Here is a 15,505-nt window from a genome sequence, read left to right as displayed (position 1 = left end):
TAATTTTTTTGGATTAATCCTATATAAGTTTTTATACTTTAAGAATTATTTAACCTTTATTTGAACGAAAAAAATGGCATTTTTAACTAAATTTGAAAAACCGTAAAAAATAAATTATGTCCAATATAACGTTAAAAGGAAACGCAGTTCATACATTAGGTAATTTACCAGCTGTTGGAAATACCATTAAGGATTTCGCATTAGTGGATTCAGGATTGAATATTAAAACCCTGTCAGACTTTGAGGGAAAGAAAAAAATATTTAATATTTTTCCTAGTATTGATACAGGAATATGTGCGGCTTCTGCCAGAAAATTCAATGAAGAAGCTTCAAATTTAAATAATACAGTAGTAATTAATGTTTCCAAAGATCTTCCATTTGCCTTAGGCAGATTTTGTGCAGCTGAAGGTCTGAATAATGTAGAAACACTATCTGATTTCAGAAGCAGCTTCGGTGATGATTATGAGGTAACTATTACAGATTCTCCTATGAAAGGTCTTTTAAGCCGGGCAGTGATCGTTACTGACGAAAATAATAAAGTAGTGTATACGGAGCAGGTTCCTGAAATTGGAAGCGAACCTAATTACAATGCTGCTCTTGAAGCATTAAAATAATTAAGAATTTATTTCTTTAAAGAGCCTTGTGGGATTTATTTTTACAAGGCTTTTTTAAATTCAAAATACACAAATAACAAATGAAAAATAAATTGTCCGATAACTACACTAAGTATGGTACACTATTCCAGGTTGACCAAGAACATTTCGGGGAGTTCTTTTCCCTCCTTAAAGATACACATCTTTTAAAGTCTGATTTTTTTCTTAAACAAGGAGAAAAATGCAAATACCTGGGCTTTATTAAAAGCGGAACGATAAGAAGCTTTTACATCAATGATCAGGGCCGTGAGATCAACTTCGGTTTCTATTTTGAAAATGAATTTTTTACGGACTATGAAAGTATACTTTGTGATACGGTCTCCAATATGAATATTCAGGCTATAGAACATTGTGAGATCTTACTTTTAAGTAAAGATGATCTTCAAAATCTATATAAGAAGGAAGCTTACTGGCAAAAGTTCGGAAGGATGATGAGCGAAAAGATCTATCTTGATGCAAAAAAGAGAATTGATGATTTACTATGCTATTCTCCTGAAAACAGATACCTGAATCTTTTAAAAAGAAACCCTATGCTTGTTCAGAAAATAGCCCAGAAGCATATCGCAAGTTATCTGGGGATAATGGAACAGTCACTAAGTCGTATAAGATCCCGGATTATTAATTAACTTAAGTTAACGTGTATTGGTTTTTAAGAACGTAGTTTTACTAGTGTCAAACTTAAAAATAGCAATTATGGATCAAAAAGATTTAACCATTATTTTGGTACACGGAGCGTGGGGAGACGGTTCCCACTGGCAGTATGTTATCCCTGCACTTACGAAAGCAGGATATAAGGTAAGAAGTGTTCAAAACCCTCTCACAACTCTTCAGGATGATATTGACAAGACTAAGGATTTGATAGATGCACAGGATGGGAAAGTTCTCCTGGTTGGTCACTCTTACGGAGGGGCTGTCATTTCAGGAGCCGGAAATCACGATAAGGTTGTAGGTTTAGTATATATTGCCGCTTTTGCACCGGATGCCGGTGATAGTCTGGGCTCGCTTTTAGGAAGAAGAGAGTCTCCTGGAGGAGCAAGCATTTACCCGGACAGCAAGGGCTTCCTTTGGATCAAATACGATGAATTCCAATCAGCATTTTGCCAGGATCTTGATGATGAAAAGGCATTGGTCATGTCATTATCCCAAAAACCGATTCATAGCCAATGTTTTGGTGATACTGCAGGTGAACCGGCATGGAAAACAAAGCCGAGCTGGTACCAGATTTCATCAAAAGATCGCATGATCCCTGCTGAAACAGAAAAGGAAATGGCAGAGCGAATGAATCCTAAGAAAATTATTTCTTTAGATGCTGGGCATGCTTCCTTAGCGTCTCATCCCAATGAAGTAACACAATTGATCTTAGAAGCTGCAGCGGCCTTGTAAGACAATTTAGTAAAAATAGCTATACGCCTTGTGATGATTCTGTGTATCTTCACAAGGCTTTTTTATTGATAAGAACTTCAAAAATATGGTAAAAAGAATTGTAGCTAACATTAAGGCAGAAGACTTGTCCATGGCAGATCATTTCTATCATGGTATTTTAGGTCTGGAAATAATAATGAATCACGGATGGATCAAAACATTCGGAAGCAATGAAGAATCAAAGGTTCAGATCAGTTTTGCAATGCAGGGAGGAAATGACACGCCGGTTCCTGATTTGTCTATTGAAGTTGATGACGTAGAGGCTATCTATAAAAACATGAAAGATTCAGGCTTTGAGATAACCTATGACCTTACAGATGAGGAATGGGGTGTTCGTAGATTTTTTGTCAGAGATCCCTTTGGAAAATTAATTAATATCCTTTCACACGAATAATTTAATTAACAAACATGAGAGCAGAACAAGTAATACCGGTCCTCAGAATTTTTGATTATAATAAAACCATAGAATTTTACATTGATTGGCTTGGTTTTGAAATTGTATGGGAACATCGTTTCGAAGAAAATACCCCTGTTTATCTGGAAGTAAAGAAGGAAAACATGATCTTTCATTTAAGTGAACATCACGGAGATGCAAGTCCTGGAAGCAGTGTTTTTATCTGGGGTGAAGACGTGGCAGATTATCATAAAGAACTGATTGATAAGAAATACAAATACAACAGGCCGGGGTTGGAAAAAACATTTTATGATGCAGTATCTTTCACAGTTAATGATCCTTTCGGAAATAAAATAATTTTTAATGAGAAATTTGATGCAAAGAAACATAAGGAAGTGGAGTTTATTTGATAAAGTAATGGTAAGTGTGAAAGGATTAAAAGATTAAAAGATTAAAAGATTAAGCGTAAGGGAGGAATATTTTTTAATATTATTAAAAGCGGGATTCAGTCCGTTTTCAACAAAACTGTCCAATGGCTTTAGCCAAATCTTATTTATTAAACTCGTCCTAAACATTAGTGTCATGTAAAAAATAATGATTCAAATCATTAAAACCTTATTAAATAACCTCTAACTTTACACCTTAAATGAAACGTTCAGGAACAGCAGATCTCCCTTTACACTATGGCAAAGTACCGCCATGGCTGTATGAGCGTATGTCTACTCTTGGATTGTCCATCATTGAAGTAATTTTGATGGATTATGGTAATGATGAGGTTTTGAGAAGACTGGCCGATCCGTTTTGGTTTCAGAGTTTTGGAGCCGTTATGGGAATGGATTGGCATTCATCAGGCATTACAACCTCTGTAATGAGAGCTTTAAAACGCTCTATTAATCCGAATTCACAATCACTGGGGCTTTATATCTGTGGGGGAAAAGGGAAATTTTCAAGAGAAACTCCTTCGGAACTTCTTCAGATTGCTGATAAAACAGGCCTGAACGGTACTGAGCTGGTAAAGGCGAGCAAGCTCTCTGCGAAAGTGGATAATACAGCAATTCATGATGGGTATCAGTTATACCTGCATAATTTTATCCTGGCAGACAATGGAAGCTGGAGTGTTGTTCAGCAGGGAATGCATGAATCCGATGGAACGGCAAGGCGCTATCATTGGCATTCGGAAAATATAAAATCGTTTATTGAAGAACCGCATACGGGAATAAATGGTGTTCATAGAGGAAAAATTCTTAACCTTACCGATGCGCAGGCTTCAGAAAACAGAAAAGGAATTCTCGAGATTTCTCATACGGATTCCGCAGAGATTATGAACGATTTTTCCCGTCTGATTCTCCCTGATTATCACGATGTCCGCGCTTCTGACGTAGATTTAAAAAGACTGGGGGCTCTTTTATATGTTACCCGTGAACAGCAGCCTCAAAATTTTGAAGATCTTTTAATGCTGGAAGGGGTGGGACCAAGGACGATGCAATCTTTGGCTTTGGTAAGTGAGGTGATTCATGGGGCACCGTCAAGATTTTCGGATCCGGCCAGATTTTCTTTTGCACATGGCGGAAAAGACGGACATCCGTTTCCTGTTCCTACGAAAGTATATGACCAGAGCATCGATATCCTTCGAAAAGGTATTGAAAAATCTAAGCTGGGAAATTCAGATAAACTTAAGACATTAAATAAGCTGCATCAGGTAATAGCAACAACGGAAAAAGATTTCACACCAGATTTTGATATTCAGCAGGTTATAGAAGAAGAAAGGCAGAATTCCTGGAGATTTGGAGGGAAAACTGTTTTCGGAGATGCTAAAAAGCCAATCAAACCTAATGATATTCAGCTTTCTTTGTTTTGAGAAGGCAATCACCATATCAGGTGAAATTATTTATAATGTAGGCAGAAAGTGATTTGATTTCGGGCTATTTACATTTTCAACAACTTTTTTGATTCAGTTCCGATAAAAATTTTAATTTTAGAATCTAAAAAATATTCATCTTATGAGCAGTAAGTCCTTAGAAATTTCATATGATTTCCCTTTTTTTATGCACGAAGAGCTCGATGAGATCTTTCAGGCGCATGAAAAAATAAGTTTTCAGAAAGGAGATTTTATTCTTGAAGAAGGAAAAATGGCTAATGAATATTATATTTTAGATAAAGGGCTTGCAAGATCCTTTGTTAATGATTTTAACGGGAATGAAGTAACCACTCATTTTTTTACGGAGAATGAAATTATCATAGAAGTATTATCTCTTTTCCAACGAATTCCCTCTCAGGAGAATATCATCTGCATTACTGATTGTGAATGCTGGAAACTGGATTATGATACTTTTCAGAACCTGTTTCATAAAATTCCCAACCTGAGGGAATGGGGGAGATCGTGGATGTCCCAGCAGCTCTTTGCTTATAAGCAGCGTTCTGTAGAAATGTTTACCTTATCTGCTACCAGAAGATATCTTAATCTCCTGGAGGAGAAATGCCAGGTGATTCAGTATGCTCCTTTAAAGCAGATTGCTTCTTATCTTGGAGTAACAGACACTTCTTTAAGCAGAATCCGTAAAGAATTAGTTTCCCATCCAAAGAAAAATTAAATCTTGCCATAAGGCAAGATGATTCTGATATCGACTTGGTAATTTTGGTTAAAAGTTTAACACTAAAATTACAAAAAATGAAAGTCAATCAAATTTACGTAAATCTTCCGGTAAAAAGCGTTGAAGATACAAGAGCATTCTGGACGAAGCTTGGTTTTGAAATCAACGAGCAGTTTTCAGATGAAAAAGCTGTTTGTGTGATCATGAAAGAAGACAATATTTATGTCATGTTCTTAATGGAAGAGTTTCTAAAAACCTTTACAGACAGACCTGTTGCAAAAGGCGATACCACTCAGGTACTTCTTGCTATAGGTGTTAACAGCAGGGAAGAAGTAGATCAAATGGTTCAGACAGCGCTTGCCAATGGAGGATCCAAATACAGTGAGCCTCAGGACCATGGATGGATGTACCAATGTGCTTTTGCCGATCTGAACGGACATCAGTGGGAAGTAATGTTTGCAGATATGTCCAAATTACCAACGGAATAGTTTAATTCCCAAAAATACCTATTATGGAATCGAAATCAAACGACATTGAAATCATCAATCTACAGGTTCTTAGTAACTATAAAGTGATTCTGATGAATATCGATGGCATCAGCAACGAAGAAGCGATGGTTTTTCCCAATGGTGATGCCAACTGTATGAACTGGATTTTAGGACATTTAATCTATATACGAAATGCATTTATTAATGTTCTGGGAGGAGAATCAGTATGGGATGAAGAGAAATATTCTTGCTATAACAGGGGAGAGATTCCTTTACAAAGAAAAGATGAATTTGCGGATTTTGAAACATTAAAATCCTATCTGGATGAAACCCAGGACCGGCTGATACAAAAAATCAGCCACCTAGAAAGAATCAACCCTGATCAGGTTAACGATATAGCTACATTATGTCTTCATGAGATTTATCACAGTGGCCAGTTCGGTTATCTTCGGAGAATTCTCGGAAAGCCGGGAGCTATCAAGTAATAATATACTTTAAAAACATGTTTTACAGCAGACCTTTAAAGATTAAAAATTAAAACCATATCGTTATGGATACACCAAAATCAAAAAAATTAGAAATTGTGATTCCTGCCTACAGGATGCACTCACAAAGCTTTTTAAATGTTTTAGAGGGCATTTCAGAGGAAGATGCAATGAAAAGAATTGACGGTAAAACGAATCACATTGTCTGGATGGCAGGTAATTTTCTTAATATGCGCTATGGACTGGGATCAGTTTTAGGTCTTCAGAAAGAAGATCCATACACAGACCTTTTCTTTCAGGGAAAAGCATTGGATGAAAATTTCAGCTATCCTAGCATTGCTCAATTAAAAGAAAGCTTTCACCATATTTCACCAAAGGTTTATCAAAAACTATTAGAGGCAACAGATGAACAATTGGATGAGATTTTTGAAATAGGGATGAATATTTCTTTTTACTCAGAAACAAAACTCAATTTTACGGGAATGTGTATAGGCCGGGAAGATTATCTGTGCGGACAAATGGGATTGATGAGGAAGATTTTAGGATACCCGGGAATGAGTTATACTACCGATGAAAATTTAAAATACTAACCCATGGATCTTAAAGAGAAAGGCTATAAAAAAGTCAATGGAATTCAGATGTATTATGAAGTATATGGAGAAGGAAAACCTTTGGTTTTAATCCATGGCGGGGGTTCTTCAATTTTATTTGATTACAAGGAAATTATTTCCAGGCTTGAATCTCAGTTTCAGTTAATAGGAATTGATCTCCAAAATCACGGAATGAGTGAACACCGGGATATTCCTGAAACATTTGACCAGGACGCTCATGATGTAGCTCAACTGCTAAAAGAACTGAAAATAGGAAAAGCTTCATTCTGGGGTTTTAGTAACGGAGGAAGTACAGTAATGCAAATCGCTCATCATCATCCCGGTTTGGTGGATAAACTCATTGTAGCTTCTGCGTTTTTTAAAAGAAGCGGAATGATAGAGGGCTTTTTCGATTCCATGTCCGAAGTCACTTTAGACTCAATGCCTGAACCTTTAAAGATCAATTTTCTGGAATTAAATCCTGACTTCTCAAAGTTGGAAAATATGTTTCAGAAGGATAGCAAGAGAATGCAGTCTTTTGAAGACTGGGATGAGAAAGTTTTGAAATCTATTGAATCGCCGACTCTTTTTATCTCGGGAGACCGCGATGTAATAAGACCTGAACATGTTGTCGAAATGTGGAGGTTGGTTCCTTATTCTCAGCTTATGATCCTTCCTGCCACTCACGGTTCTTATATGATGACTGATTTTGAGGGTAAAACCGATAGTAAGCTCATCGATTTGACTGTGAACGAAGTAGTCAAATTTTTAAATCATTAAACTTTAACATCAATTGAAGTCAATCATTCTGACAAAACGGTTGCTTCATCTGTTAGTAATGATCTCTTTTACAATATAAACATAATTATAACTTTAAAAACCAAACATCATGGCAAAATTAAATCCGTACCTTAATTTTAACGGTACAGCAGAAGAAGCTTTCAATTTTTATAAATCAGTTTTCGGGGGAGAGTTCAGAGGAGAAGTTCATAAGATGGGCAACGCTCCGGGAACGGAAAACCTTTCTGAGGAAGAAAAAAACAGAGTAATGCATATTGCGTTACCTATCGGTGACGACCTTTTAATGGCATCAGATATTGTTCCCGGATTCGGACAAACACTTACCGTAGGAAACAACAATTATGTTTCCATATTTCCTGAATCAAGGGAAGAGGCAGACCGTCTTTTTAAAGGTTTGTCTGAAGGTGGAAATATAGAAATGCCTATAGAAGACCAGTTTTGGGGAGATTATTTTGGAAGTTTCCAGGATAAATATGGTGTTCATTGGATGGTGAACTATAATGATGAATCGGCAAAATAATCCTATATTTAACTTCATTATCTAAGGGCAGCTGTAAGTTGGTTGCCCTGTTTTTACAACAATCACAAAAATATAACTATGGAACCCATTAAAATAGACATTACCATTTTAGCTCCAGTTGAAAAAGTTTGGGATTATTTTAATACTCCCAACCATATTACAAAATGGAACTTTGCTCATGAAAGCTGGCAATGCCCAAGTTCTGAAAATGATCTGAGAGTAGGAGGCAAGTTCAAAAACAGAATGGAAGCCAAAGATAAAAGTTTCGGATTCGATTTTGAAGGTACTTATGATGTGGTTATTCCGAATCAGAGGATCAAGTATCATTTGGAAGATGGCAGAAATGTGGAAGTGATTTTTGACAGTATTGATGCAAATACAACAAAGGTTACCGAAATTTTTGATCCTGAAAAACAAAATTCTGTGGAAATGCAAAGGGATGGCTGGTATGCGATCCTCGATAATTTCCATAAATATGTTGAAAATCATTAAATTTCTTAACAATCATGATCAATTTAGTCATAATGGCAAAATGTTTAAGTTCCATTTGTGCTGTTAATCATGTTGTTCCCGGAACTTTTCTGCAAGGCGTTCTTTCCATGCCTGCAAGACGTGCCTTAGAAAAAGAGAAAATTGATTCCCTGGAAAAATTATCAGATTATTCTGAGGAGGAAATCCTGCAGCTTCATGGGTTTGGAAAGAACACTTTAAAAAAGCTTAAGATTTATATGCACGAGCATCAAATTTACTTTAAAGAGTTTAAAGAATAATAGCTTGTCAGTTCTTTCGCATGCGGTTCATATTTTCAATCTGAATAAGGAATGAACTTTTTTATAAAGGTATATTTTCATTAGACTATAACGTCATCGATATGCAGTTGGCTGTTAAAAGTGATATCGAAATAAGGAATTGGTTTTAGTTCGGTAAGAGAACAGCATATCCATTACTACAAAATAAAACAATATCAATCACCCTAAAAAAATTAATTATGAATAACGATATTTTTCCGTGCCTTTGGTGCGACGGAGAGGCTAAAGAGGCTGCAGAATTTTACAGCAAAGTATTTAATGGACGAATTACAGCAGATACACCAGTTGTAATGAATGTAGAATTATTCGGGCAAAAGTTGATGCTGCTTAATGGTGGCCCTCAATTTGAAAAAAATCCTTCCATCTCTTTCATGGTAATCTGCGAAACAGAAGATGAAGTACAAAGATATTGGGATCATCTTATTGACGGTGGTTCTGCTTTAATGGCACTGGATTCTTATCCATGGAGTAAAAAATTCGGATGGTTGAGTGACCGTTATGGGGTGAACTGGCAATTGCTTTTCGGCGAAAAGGATGGTGATCAGAAGGTGGTGCCGACATTAATGTTCATGCACGATAATAATGGTAAAGCAATGGAAGCAATGGAATTTTATACCCATACTTTTCCCAATTCAAACATTGTAAATGTCATGAAATATAAAGATGGAGGTGAATCCAATGAAAATCCCGAAAACGTACAACATGCCAGCTTTAAAATAGATGGATACAGCTTGTACTGTATGGACTCTTCTTATGATCATAAATTTGATTTCAATGAAGGGATTTCTATGGTGATTATGACCGACGATCAACAGGAGACTGATCATTTATGGAAAACCTTGATTTCAGGAGGTGGAAGAGAAAGTATGTGTGGATGGTTAAAAGATAAATATGGTGTCAGCTGGCAAATAGTACCCAAAAGACTGATCGAATTAATGAATGATTCCGATCAGGGTAAAGCTCAAAAAGTAGTGCAGGCCATGATGCGAATGCAGAAAATTATTATAGAAAATTTAGAAGCGGCTTATAAATCATAAAGTGTTTTCGGCTTGTTGTTTGATGCTGTTTATAAAAGATCGGCATATGAAAACACAGAACAAATCACAATCCAAATCTAAAGTACCCAAAGAGGGCATGTTTCCCGAGATCATTCGTGAAAACTATTTGGGAAGTAAAAAACTTCTGAATAAGAAAGCCGTGATTTCGGGTGGAGATAGCGGAATAGGACAAGCGGTAGCGGTGCATTTTGCAAGAGAAGGAGCGGATGTAATCATTATTTACAAAGAAAGTGATAAAGATGCCCGCGAAACTTTAAAGCTGGTAGAAAAAGAAGGACGGTCATGTATTTTACTCAAGGGTGATGTTTCCAAAAAAACTTTCAGAACTAAATGTATTGAAAAGGTAAAAAAGGAGTGGAAGACCCTTGATATTCTCGTCAATAATGCCGGAATACAATTTCCTAAAGATGATATTGAGAAAATATCCGACCAGCAGATCCTTGAGACCTTTAATGTAAATATTATTTCAATGATTGCTTTGACGAGGGATTTTCTATCAGTCATGGAAAGCGGAGCAAGAATTATTTGTACCACGTCCGTCACTGCTTACCGTGGAAGTGATCACCTGATTGATTATTCTGCAACAAAAGGAGCTATTGCAACATTTGTACGGTCATTGGCAACCAATCTTGCAGACCGGAAAATTTTGGTTAATGGAGTCGCTCCGGGACCCATCTGGACACCGCTGGTAAAAGAAACATTTGATGACCTTTCTACATTCGGTAAAGATAATCCCCTGAAAAGGGCTGGACAGCCTTCTGAAGTTGCACCGGCTTATGTTTTTCTGGCTTCTGAAGATTCAAGTTTTATTACCGGAGAAATCATTCATATCAACGGAGGGGATTTTGTAGGAGGTTAATGAATGCTGCCAATTTTAGAACAATCACTTAAATATTATATATAACATGGAAAAATTATCGTACGAAATACAAATCAATGCAACTCCTGAAAAAATATGGAGTGTACTTTGGGGTGAAATAACCTACAGACAATGGACAGCAGTTTTTGCTGAGGGATCATTTTATCAGGGAAATCTTGAAGAAGGAAGCATTGTAAAGTTCCTCGATCCCAATAATAATGGAATGTTTAGTAAGGTGGAAAAAAATGTACCTAATAAAGAAATACGGTTTCTTCACCTTGGAGAAATTGTTGCCGGAGTTGAAGCTCCTCAGGAATGGGGGGAGGCAACAGAGTCCTATTTCCTGAAAGAGACCGATGAAGGAACATCTTTAAAATGTGAAATTCAGACTCCTGAAGAATTTAAAGGGTTTTTTGAAGAGAAATTTCCTAAAGCCCTGGAGATTATAAAAAATCTTTCCCAGAATCAGCTGTAATTTTATGATCTACTAAAATCACCTAAAAATATAATATGGAAACTTTATCATACGAAATCGTTATTAATGCTCCCTTACAAAAGGTCTGGGATATTTTATGGGGAAAAGAAACCTACACTGAATGGACTCAGTTTTTCAGTCCGGGATCTCACATGAAATCTGACTGGAAAGTCGGTGGAAAAACGTATTTCCTGGATCCTAATAATGAGGGAATGGTATCTACTATTGATAGTCTCAATGAGCCGCATGAGGTTATATTTAAACATCTGGGCATGGTGAAAGGTGGAGTGGAAGACACAGAGAGTAAGGAAGTAAAAGAATGGAGTGGCTCCTTTGAAAAATACATCCTTATTGATTTTGATGGAAAAACCAAACTCCATGCTGAAGTCCAGGTTGAGAAAAGCTGGAAAGACCATTTAAATATGGGTTTTACAAAAGGACTGGAAGTTGTAAAAAATCTTGCAGAGAAAAATTAATTATGAATTAAATAGTTTCCCCAAACAGGTTAGGATGAATATAGAGGATTTTTGTTTTATTTTTATGTAACTATACAGAAATAAATTTTGAATCTGTAGTACCTTAAAAAAATGAAACTATTATCTATTCTTTTCGTTACGTTTATTATAGCTTTGGTCGGGACAAAGCTGTTTCAGGGACAATGGAACTTTCTTTTTTCCGGAAATCTGGGAATGGCTGTTTTTATCCTGTTTACCGGCTTTGCTCATTTTAAATTCCAAAAGGGAATGGCAATGATGATTCCTGATTTTATACCTGCTAAAATGTTCTGGGTATACGCTACGGGAATTATTGAAATTGCTGCCGGCATCGGTTTGATGATACCATCGTTACGTGAAACTACGGCAATTTTGCTGATTATATTTTATGTATTGGTTTTTATTGCCAATATTAATTCCTCAAGAAAAAAAGTTAATCTTTTCAAAGGTGATTATACGGGGCCGGGAATGTCTTATTTATACAAAGAAAGGCTTCCCATGCAGATCATACTGATTGCCTGGACATGGTATTTTGGAATTTATTTAAATTAAAAATATAGTGTAATTATAAAAAATAACGGAGATAAGTCAGTCTTCGTTATTTTTTTTCACATAAAAGAGAGAAAAAATGTAACATTTGCGTTATATAAACGTCTAATTTATAGAGCATCTTTTTTTGCTAATGTTTTTAATTCAAATCAATCCAAGTCATGAAACTGAAAACCAAAATTATAATAACCGTTCAGGTTGCGATGTCTACAATTATGATCAATGCACAAAACACAACTGCCAAATTACCGGGTGATGCCACCCTGCCAACTGCCAAAGCGAACCTTGATAAGCTTATCTCCTATGATAAAGGAACATTTAAGTACAAAGTAGAGGATTATTTTGCAAGGCCAAAAGCGTCACAATTTAAAATTTCTCCCGATGGCAATTTCCTATCCTATAAAGAAAAAGACAAGGATAGCAAGAATCATGTTTATGTAAAGAACTTAAAAACTGGAAAAGTTACGAAAGCTATTGAGGAGAAGGAAGATCTGATCAAGAGCTATGGATGGCTGAATAAAAACCGACTGTTCTTTACCCAGGATAAAGGAGGAAATGAAAATATTCATTTGTATGCTGCAGATCTTGATGGAGGTAATCTGAAAGACCTTACCCCTTTTGAAGGAGTAACACTAGGTATGGTTAAATTAATAAAAGATACGGATTTCGTGGTAGTTACCATGAATAAAAACAACAAACAGATCTTTGAACCTTATAAGATTAATTTCGTGACAGGAGATATGGTTCAGTTGTATGAAAATAAAGATCCTAAGAACCCTATAGATGATTATATCTTTGATAAAGAAGGTAATTTAAGAGGCTATACAATCCTGGTTAACGGTTTGACTACTCATACTTATTATAAAGACACACAGACCGGCAAGTTTAATCTGATCAAGAAAACCGACTGGTCCGATACTTTTACTATTATTGGATTTAATGACCATTCAGAAAATAAAGATGATGCTTATGTTGTTTCTAACCTTGATAGTGATAAGGCAAAAATCGTATTGTATGACCTGAAAAAAAATTCCGTAATAAAAGAAGTTTATTCTAACCCTGTTTTTGATGTAAGCTCAATAAGCATTGCAGGTAAGAACAGGAATTATGAGCTGGATTACATTAGCTATACCGGAGATAAAAATGAAACGATTCCCGTGAGTGCATTTTATAAAAATGTTCATGCTCAATTGACATCAGAATTTGGAGATAAACAGTTTTATGTCGTTTCCTCAGATGATAATGATAACAAACTTTTGGTTATTGTGAGCAGTGATAAATTGTACGGGACCTATTATGAATATGATCCAAAGACGAAAAAGACAACCCTTCTTTATGATCTTATGCCTCAGCTGAAGCAGGAAGATATGGCTGAAATGCGTCCTATACAGTTTAAAAGCAGAGATGGACTGACGATTCACGGATATATAACACTACCGAAAGCTGCCATAGAAGGAAAAAAGGTTCCTTTAATTGTGAATCCTCATGGAGGTCCGCAGGGAATCCGTGATGAATGGGGCTTCAATCCTGAAACACAGCTTTTCGCGAGCCGCGGGTATGCTACTTTACAGGTTAATTTCAGGATTTCGGGTGGTTATGGAAAAGGATTTCAGAAAGCAGGCTATAAGCAAATCGGCAGAAAAGCAATGGATGATGTAGAAGATGGAGTAAAATATGTCATAGAGCAGGGATGGGCAGATAAAGATAAGATAGCCATCTATGGAGGAAGCCACGGAGGATACGCTACTTTGATGGGATTGATAAAAACACCCGACCTGTATACCTGCGGAGTGGATTATGTTGGAGTTTCAAACATCTTTACATTCTTTGACTCATTTCCGGAGTATTGGAAGCCATATAAAGAAATGGTAAAACAGATATGGTATGATCTGGACAATCCGGAGGAAGCAAAAATTGCAAAAGAAGTATCTCCCGTTTTTCAGATTGATAGAATTAAAAAGCCTCTTTTTGTAGTTCAGGGAGCGAATGATCCAAGAGTAAATATCAATGAATCTGATCAGATCGTGAAAGCACTTCGTGCAAAAGGATATGAAATTCCTTACCTGGTAAAATATGATGAAGGACATGGCTTTGGAAAAGAACCCAACAGATTGGAACTATACAAGTATATGCTGGGATTTTTTGCTGAGAATTTTAATAAATAATTACAACATAGATAAACTTTTATAAGAGGACGGAGTATATTTTAGCTCCGTCCTTTTCTTTTGCTCAGGATAAAAAGTATAGAAGTGTAAAATGAACCATGTTTATTAAGATCTATGAGTCAAAATATGATTAGCAAAAGAAAAGTGAATATTTGATAAAAAATATTTTAAATTTATTAAAGTAAAACAAAACAGATGATCGTCATGTGAGTATGGAGGTTGTCGAAAAAATAACAATGCCACAGAAAGAGAAAGAAAGTATCATCTCACAAACCGTTTCGAGCTACGGAGGAAAACTGATGTCTTTCATTCGTCCGAAAGTGAAAAATACAGAAGATGCAGAAGATATTCTGCAGGAAGTCTGGTATCAGTTCAGCAGTATTACCAATCTGTCTGAGATTGTAAACGTTGGTGGATGGCTGTACAGGGTGACTGCCAATAAAATTACCGACCGTTACCGTAAAAAGAAAACCGAGAATCTTGAAGATTTTGTATACGAAGATGAAGATGGCGACTTCTCCATCAAGGATATTCTATTGATGGATGAAAGTGCCGGTCCGGAAGTGAAAATGTTTCAGGATGAAATCTGGAAGAAATTATTCGAAGCTTTAGAAGAGCTTCCGGAGAAACAAAGATTGGTATATACGGAAAACGAGCTGAATGACAAGACCCTCCAGCAAATCGCGGATGAACAAGGGGAAAATATAAAAACCATCATCAGCAGAAAGAACTATGCAGTAAAACATTTAAGAAACAGATTAAGAAAATTATACGAAGATTTAAATAGTTAGAAAGAAGATATTATGAATCATAAACACAAAAAAGGCTGGATTTTTTTAATTCTATGTCCACCATTAATTCTCTTAGCCGTTACATGGATTGTAATGTCGCTTTGGAACTGCCTTTTGCCTGAAATTTTAGGAGTAAAATCAATTAGCTACTGGCAGGCGATGGGGATACTGATATTAAGTAAAATTCTTTTCGGAGGTTTCCATTTCGGAAAAGGAATGCGGGACTTTAAAGAAAGAAAGATGAGAGAAAGAATGCAACATTTGTCTCCCGAAGAACGTGAAAAATTTAAAGAAGTCTGGAGAAGCAAATGCGAAAACGGATTCTTTAACAGACATAACAGAAATAACGAATAGTTTGAAA

At 36.1% G+C, this 15,505-nt stretch carries 22 protein-coding genes; all 22 read left to right on the top strand.

Features of this window, described 5'->3' with window-relative positions; all coding sequences use genetic code 11:
• Positions 1–116 precede the first annotated feature (116 nt).
• The 22 genes from tpx to AC0INN_RS08340 all read left to right on the top strand — a co-directional run bounded on the left by tpx (position 117) and on the right by AC0INN_RS08340 (position 15,498).
• A complete protein-coding gene (gene tpx, locus AC0INN_RS08445; RefSeq protein ID WP_172278849.1) occupies positions 117–614 on the top strand; it encodes a thiol peroxidase in 498 nt (165 codons plus the stop codon).
• 80 nt (positions 615–694) lie between these two features.
• Positions 695–1,279: a Crp/Fnr family transcriptional regulator gene (locus tag AC0INN_RS08440; protein ID WP_306612692.1), complete on the top strand. Its 585-nt coding sequence runs from the start codon at positions 695–697 to the stop codon at positions 1,277–1,279.
• A 67-nt stretch (positions 1,280–1,346) separates the two neighbouring features.
• Positions 1,347–2,036 (top strand): alpha/beta hydrolase, encoded by a 690-nt coding sequence (locus AC0INN_RS08435; RefSeq protein WP_273648321.1) that lies wholly within the window; start codon positions 1,347–1,349, stop codon positions 2,034–2,036.
• An 85-nt stretch (positions 2,037–2,121) separates the two neighbouring features.
• Positions 2,122–2,469 carry a VOC family protein gene (locus AC0INN_RS08430; protein WP_273648320.1) on the top strand — a complete coding sequence of 116 codons (348 nt, stop codon included), beginning with the start codon at positions 2,122–2,124 and terminating at the stop codon, positions 2,467–2,469.
• A gap of 14 nt (positions 2,470–2,483) precedes the next feature.
• On the top strand, positions 2,484–2,879 hold the full coding sequence (locus AC0INN_RS08425; RefSeq protein WP_273648319.1) for a glyoxalase superfamily protein: 396 nt from the start codon (positions 2,484–2,486) through the stop codon (positions 2,877–2,879).
• A gap of 236 nt (positions 2,880–3,115) precedes the next feature.
• Complete coding sequence (locus AC0INN_RS08420) at positions 3,116–4,327, top strand: DUF763 domain-containing protein (RefSeq protein ID WP_306612690.1); 1,212 nt, start codon at positions 3,116–3,118, stop codon at positions 4,325–4,327.
• 142 nt (positions 4,328–4,469) lie between these two features.
• A complete protein-coding gene (locus AC0INN_RS08415) occupies positions 4,470–5,060 on the top strand; it encodes a Crp/Fnr family transcriptional regulator (RefSeq protein WP_273648317.1) in 591 nt (196 codons plus the stop codon).
• Positions 5,061–5,137: 77 nt separating this feature from the next.
• Complete coding sequence (locus AC0INN_RS08410; protein WP_172278836.1) at positions 5,138–5,548, top strand: VOC family protein; 411 nt, start codon at positions 5,138–5,140, stop codon at positions 5,546–5,548.
• A gap of 23 nt (positions 5,549–5,571) precedes the next feature.
• Positions 5,572–6,033, top strand: coding sequence for a hypothetical protein (locus tag AC0INN_RS08405; protein WP_273648316.1), 462 nt, complete (start codon positions 5,572–5,574; stop codon positions 6,031–6,033).
• Positions 6,034–6,098: 65 nt separating this feature from the next.
• Positions 6,099–6,623, top strand: coding sequence for a DinB family protein (locus tag AC0INN_RS08400; protein WP_273648315.1), 525 nt, complete (start codon positions 6,099–6,101; stop codon positions 6,621–6,623).
• Positions 6,624–6,626: 3 nt separating this feature from the next.
• The gene (locus AC0INN_RS08395; protein WP_273648314.1) at positions 6,627–7,403 is read left to right on the top strand and encodes an alpha/beta fold hydrolase; all 777 of its coding nucleotides are present in this window, start codon (positions 6,627–6,629) and stop codon (positions 7,401–7,403) included.
• Between the two features lie 109 nt (positions 7,404–7,512).
• Complete coding sequence (locus AC0INN_RS08390; protein WP_273648313.1) at positions 7,513–7,944, top strand: VOC family protein; 432 nt, start codon at positions 7,513–7,515, stop codon at positions 7,942–7,944.
• 78 nt (positions 7,945–8,022) lie between these two features.
• Positions 8,023–8,436, top strand: coding sequence for an SRPBCC family protein (locus AC0INN_RS08385; protein WP_172278824.1), 414 nt, complete (start codon positions 8,023–8,025; stop codon positions 8,434–8,436).
• Between the two features lie 32 nt (positions 8,437–8,468).
• Entirely contained in the window at positions 8,469–8,714 is a 246-nt protein-coding gene (locus AC0INN_RS08380; RefSeq protein ID WP_273648312.1) for a DNA-directed RNA polymerase subunit alpha C-terminal domain-containing protein, read from the top strand.
• A 218-nt stretch (positions 8,715–8,932) separates the two neighbouring features.
• A complete protein-coding gene (locus tag AC0INN_RS08375) occupies positions 8,933–9,790 on the top strand; it encodes a VOC family protein (RefSeq protein ID WP_273648311.1) in 858 nt (285 codons plus the stop codon).
• Positions 9,791–9,836: 46 nt separating this feature from the next.
• Positions 9,837–10,670 (top strand): SDR family oxidoreductase, encoded by an 834-nt coding sequence (locus tag AC0INN_RS08370; protein WP_306612686.1) that lies wholly within the window; start codon positions 9,837–9,839, stop codon positions 10,668–10,670.
• 46 nt (positions 10,671–10,716) lie between these two features.
• Entirely contained in the window at positions 10,717–11,145 is a 429-nt protein-coding gene (locus tag AC0INN_RS08365) for an SRPBCC family protein (protein WP_172278817.1), read from the top strand.
• 35 nt (positions 11,146–11,180) lie between these two features.
• The gene (locus AC0INN_RS08360) at positions 11,181–11,621 is read left to right on the top strand and encodes an SRPBCC family protein (protein WP_273648309.1); all 441 of its coding nucleotides are present in this window, start codon (positions 11,181–11,183) and stop codon (positions 11,619–11,621) included.
• A 111-nt stretch (positions 11,622–11,732) separates the two neighbouring features.
• Positions 11,733–12,191, top strand: coding sequence for a DoxX family protein (locus AC0INN_RS08355; protein ID WP_273648308.1), 459 nt, complete (start codon positions 11,733–11,735; stop codon positions 12,189–12,191).
• Between the two features lie 158 nt (positions 12,192–12,349).
• Entirely contained in the window at positions 12,350–14,353 is a 2,004-nt protein-coding gene (locus AC0INN_RS08350; protein WP_273648307.1) for an alpha/beta hydrolase family protein, read from the top strand.
• 236 nt (positions 14,354–14,589) lie between these two features.
• Positions 14,590–15,144 (top strand): RNA polymerase sigma factor, encoded by a 555-nt coding sequence (locus tag AC0INN_RS08345; protein ID WP_228456954.1) that lies wholly within the window; start codon positions 14,590–14,592, stop codon positions 15,142–15,144.
• Between the two features lie 12 nt (positions 15,145–15,156).
• Positions 15,157–15,498 carry a hypothetical protein gene (locus tag AC0INN_RS08340; RefSeq protein ID WP_172278808.1) on the top strand — a complete coding sequence of 114 codons (342 nt, stop codon included), beginning with the start codon at positions 15,157–15,159 and terminating at the stop codon, positions 15,496–15,498.
• Positions 15,499–15,505 lie beyond the last annotated feature (7 nt).

The sequence above is a fragment of the Chryseobacterium subflavum genome (assembly GCF_055762745.1).
This window is presented reverse-complemented; position numbering and strand designations above follow the sequence as displayed.

What these genes read in the sequence shown, in the direction of transcription:
- AC0INN_RS08415 (WP_273648317.1), top strand. Translation starts at nt 4,470, where the DNA reads ATGAGCAGTAAGTCCTTAGAAATTTCATATGATTTCCCTTTTTTTATG.
- AC0INN_RS08405 (WP_273648316.1), top strand. Translation starts at nt 5,572, where the DNA reads ATGGAATCGAAATCAAACGACATTGAAATCATCAATCTACAGGTTCTT.
- AC0INN_RS08360 (WP_273648309.1), top strand. Translation starts at nt 11,181, where the DNA reads ATGGAAACTTTATCATACGAAATCGTTATTAATGCTCCCTTACAAAAG.
- AC0INN_RS08375 (WP_273648311.1), top strand. Translation starts at nt 8,933, where the DNA reads ATGAATAACGATATTTTTCCGTGCCTTTGGTGCGACGGAGAGGCTAAA.
- AC0INN_RS08440 (WP_306612692.1), top strand. Translation starts at nt 695, where the DNA reads ATGAAAAATAAATTGTCCGATAACTACACTAAGTATGGTACACTATTC.
- AC0INN_RS08345 (WP_228456954.1), top strand. Translation starts at nt 14,590, where the DNA reads ATGCCACAGAAAGAGAAAGAAAGTATCATCTCACAAACCGTTTCGAGC.
- AC0INN_RS08395 (WP_273648314.1), top strand. Translation starts at nt 6,627, where the DNA reads ATGGATCTTAAAGAGAAAGGCTATAAAAAAGTCAATGGAATTCAGATG.
- AC0INN_RS08425 (WP_273648319.1), top strand. Translation starts at nt 2,484, where the DNA reads ATGAGAGCAGAACAAGTAATACCGGTCCTCAGAATTTTTGATTATAAT.
- AC0INN_RS08420 (WP_306612690.1), top strand. Translation starts at nt 3,116, where the DNA reads ATGAAACGTTCAGGAACAGCAGATCTCCCTTTACACTATGGCAAAGTA.
- AC0INN_RS08340 (WP_172278808.1), top strand. Translation starts at nt 15,157, where the DNA reads ATGAATCATAAACACAAAAAAGGCTGGATTTTTTTAATTCTATGTCCA.
- AC0INN_RS08350 (WP_273648307.1), top strand. Translation starts at nt 12,350, where the DNA reads ATGAAACTGAAAACCAAAATTATAATAACCGTTCAGGTTGCGATGTCT.
- AC0INN_RS08370 (WP_306612686.1), top strand. Translation starts at nt 9,837, where the DNA reads ATGAAAACACAGAACAAATCACAATCCAAATCTAAAGTACCCAAAGAG.
- AC0INN_RS08410 (WP_172278836.1), top strand. Translation starts at nt 5,138, where the DNA reads ATGAAAGTCAATCAAATTTACGTAAATCTTCCGGTAAAAAGCGTTGAA.
- AC0INN_RS08380 (WP_273648312.1), top strand. Translation starts at nt 8,469, where the DNA reads ATGGCAAAATGTTTAAGTTCCATTTGTGCTGTTAATCATGTTGTTCCC.
- AC0INN_RS08365 (WP_172278817.1), top strand. Translation starts at nt 10,717, where the DNA reads ATGGAAAAATTATCGTACGAAATACAAATCAATGCAACTCCTGAAAAA.
- AC0INN_RS08430 (WP_273648320.1), top strand. Translation starts at nt 2,122, where the DNA reads ATGGTAAAAAGAATTGTAGCTAACATTAAGGCAGAAGACTTGTCCATG.
- AC0INN_RS08400 (WP_273648315.1), top strand. Translation starts at nt 6,099, where the DNA reads ATGGATACACCAAAATCAAAAAAATTAGAAATTGTGATTCCTGCCTAC.
- AC0INN_RS08390 (WP_273648313.1), top strand. Translation starts at nt 7,513, where the DNA reads ATGGCAAAATTAAATCCGTACCTTAATTTTAACGGTACAGCAGAAGAA.
- AC0INN_RS08355 (WP_273648308.1), top strand. Translation starts at nt 11,733, where the DNA reads ATGAAACTATTATCTATTCTTTTCGTTACGTTTATTATAGCTTTGGTC.
- AC0INN_RS08385 (WP_172278824.1), top strand. Translation starts at nt 8,023, where the DNA reads ATGGAACCCATTAAAATAGACATTACCATTTTAGCTCCAGTTGAAAAA.
- AC0INN_RS08435 (WP_273648321.1), top strand. Translation starts at nt 1,347, where the DNA reads ATGGATCAAAAAGATTTAACCATTATTTTGGTACACGGAGCGTGGGGA.
- tpx (WP_172278849.1), top strand. Translation starts at nt 117, where the DNA reads ATGTCCAATATAACGTTAAAAGGAAACGCAGTTCATACATTAGGTAAT.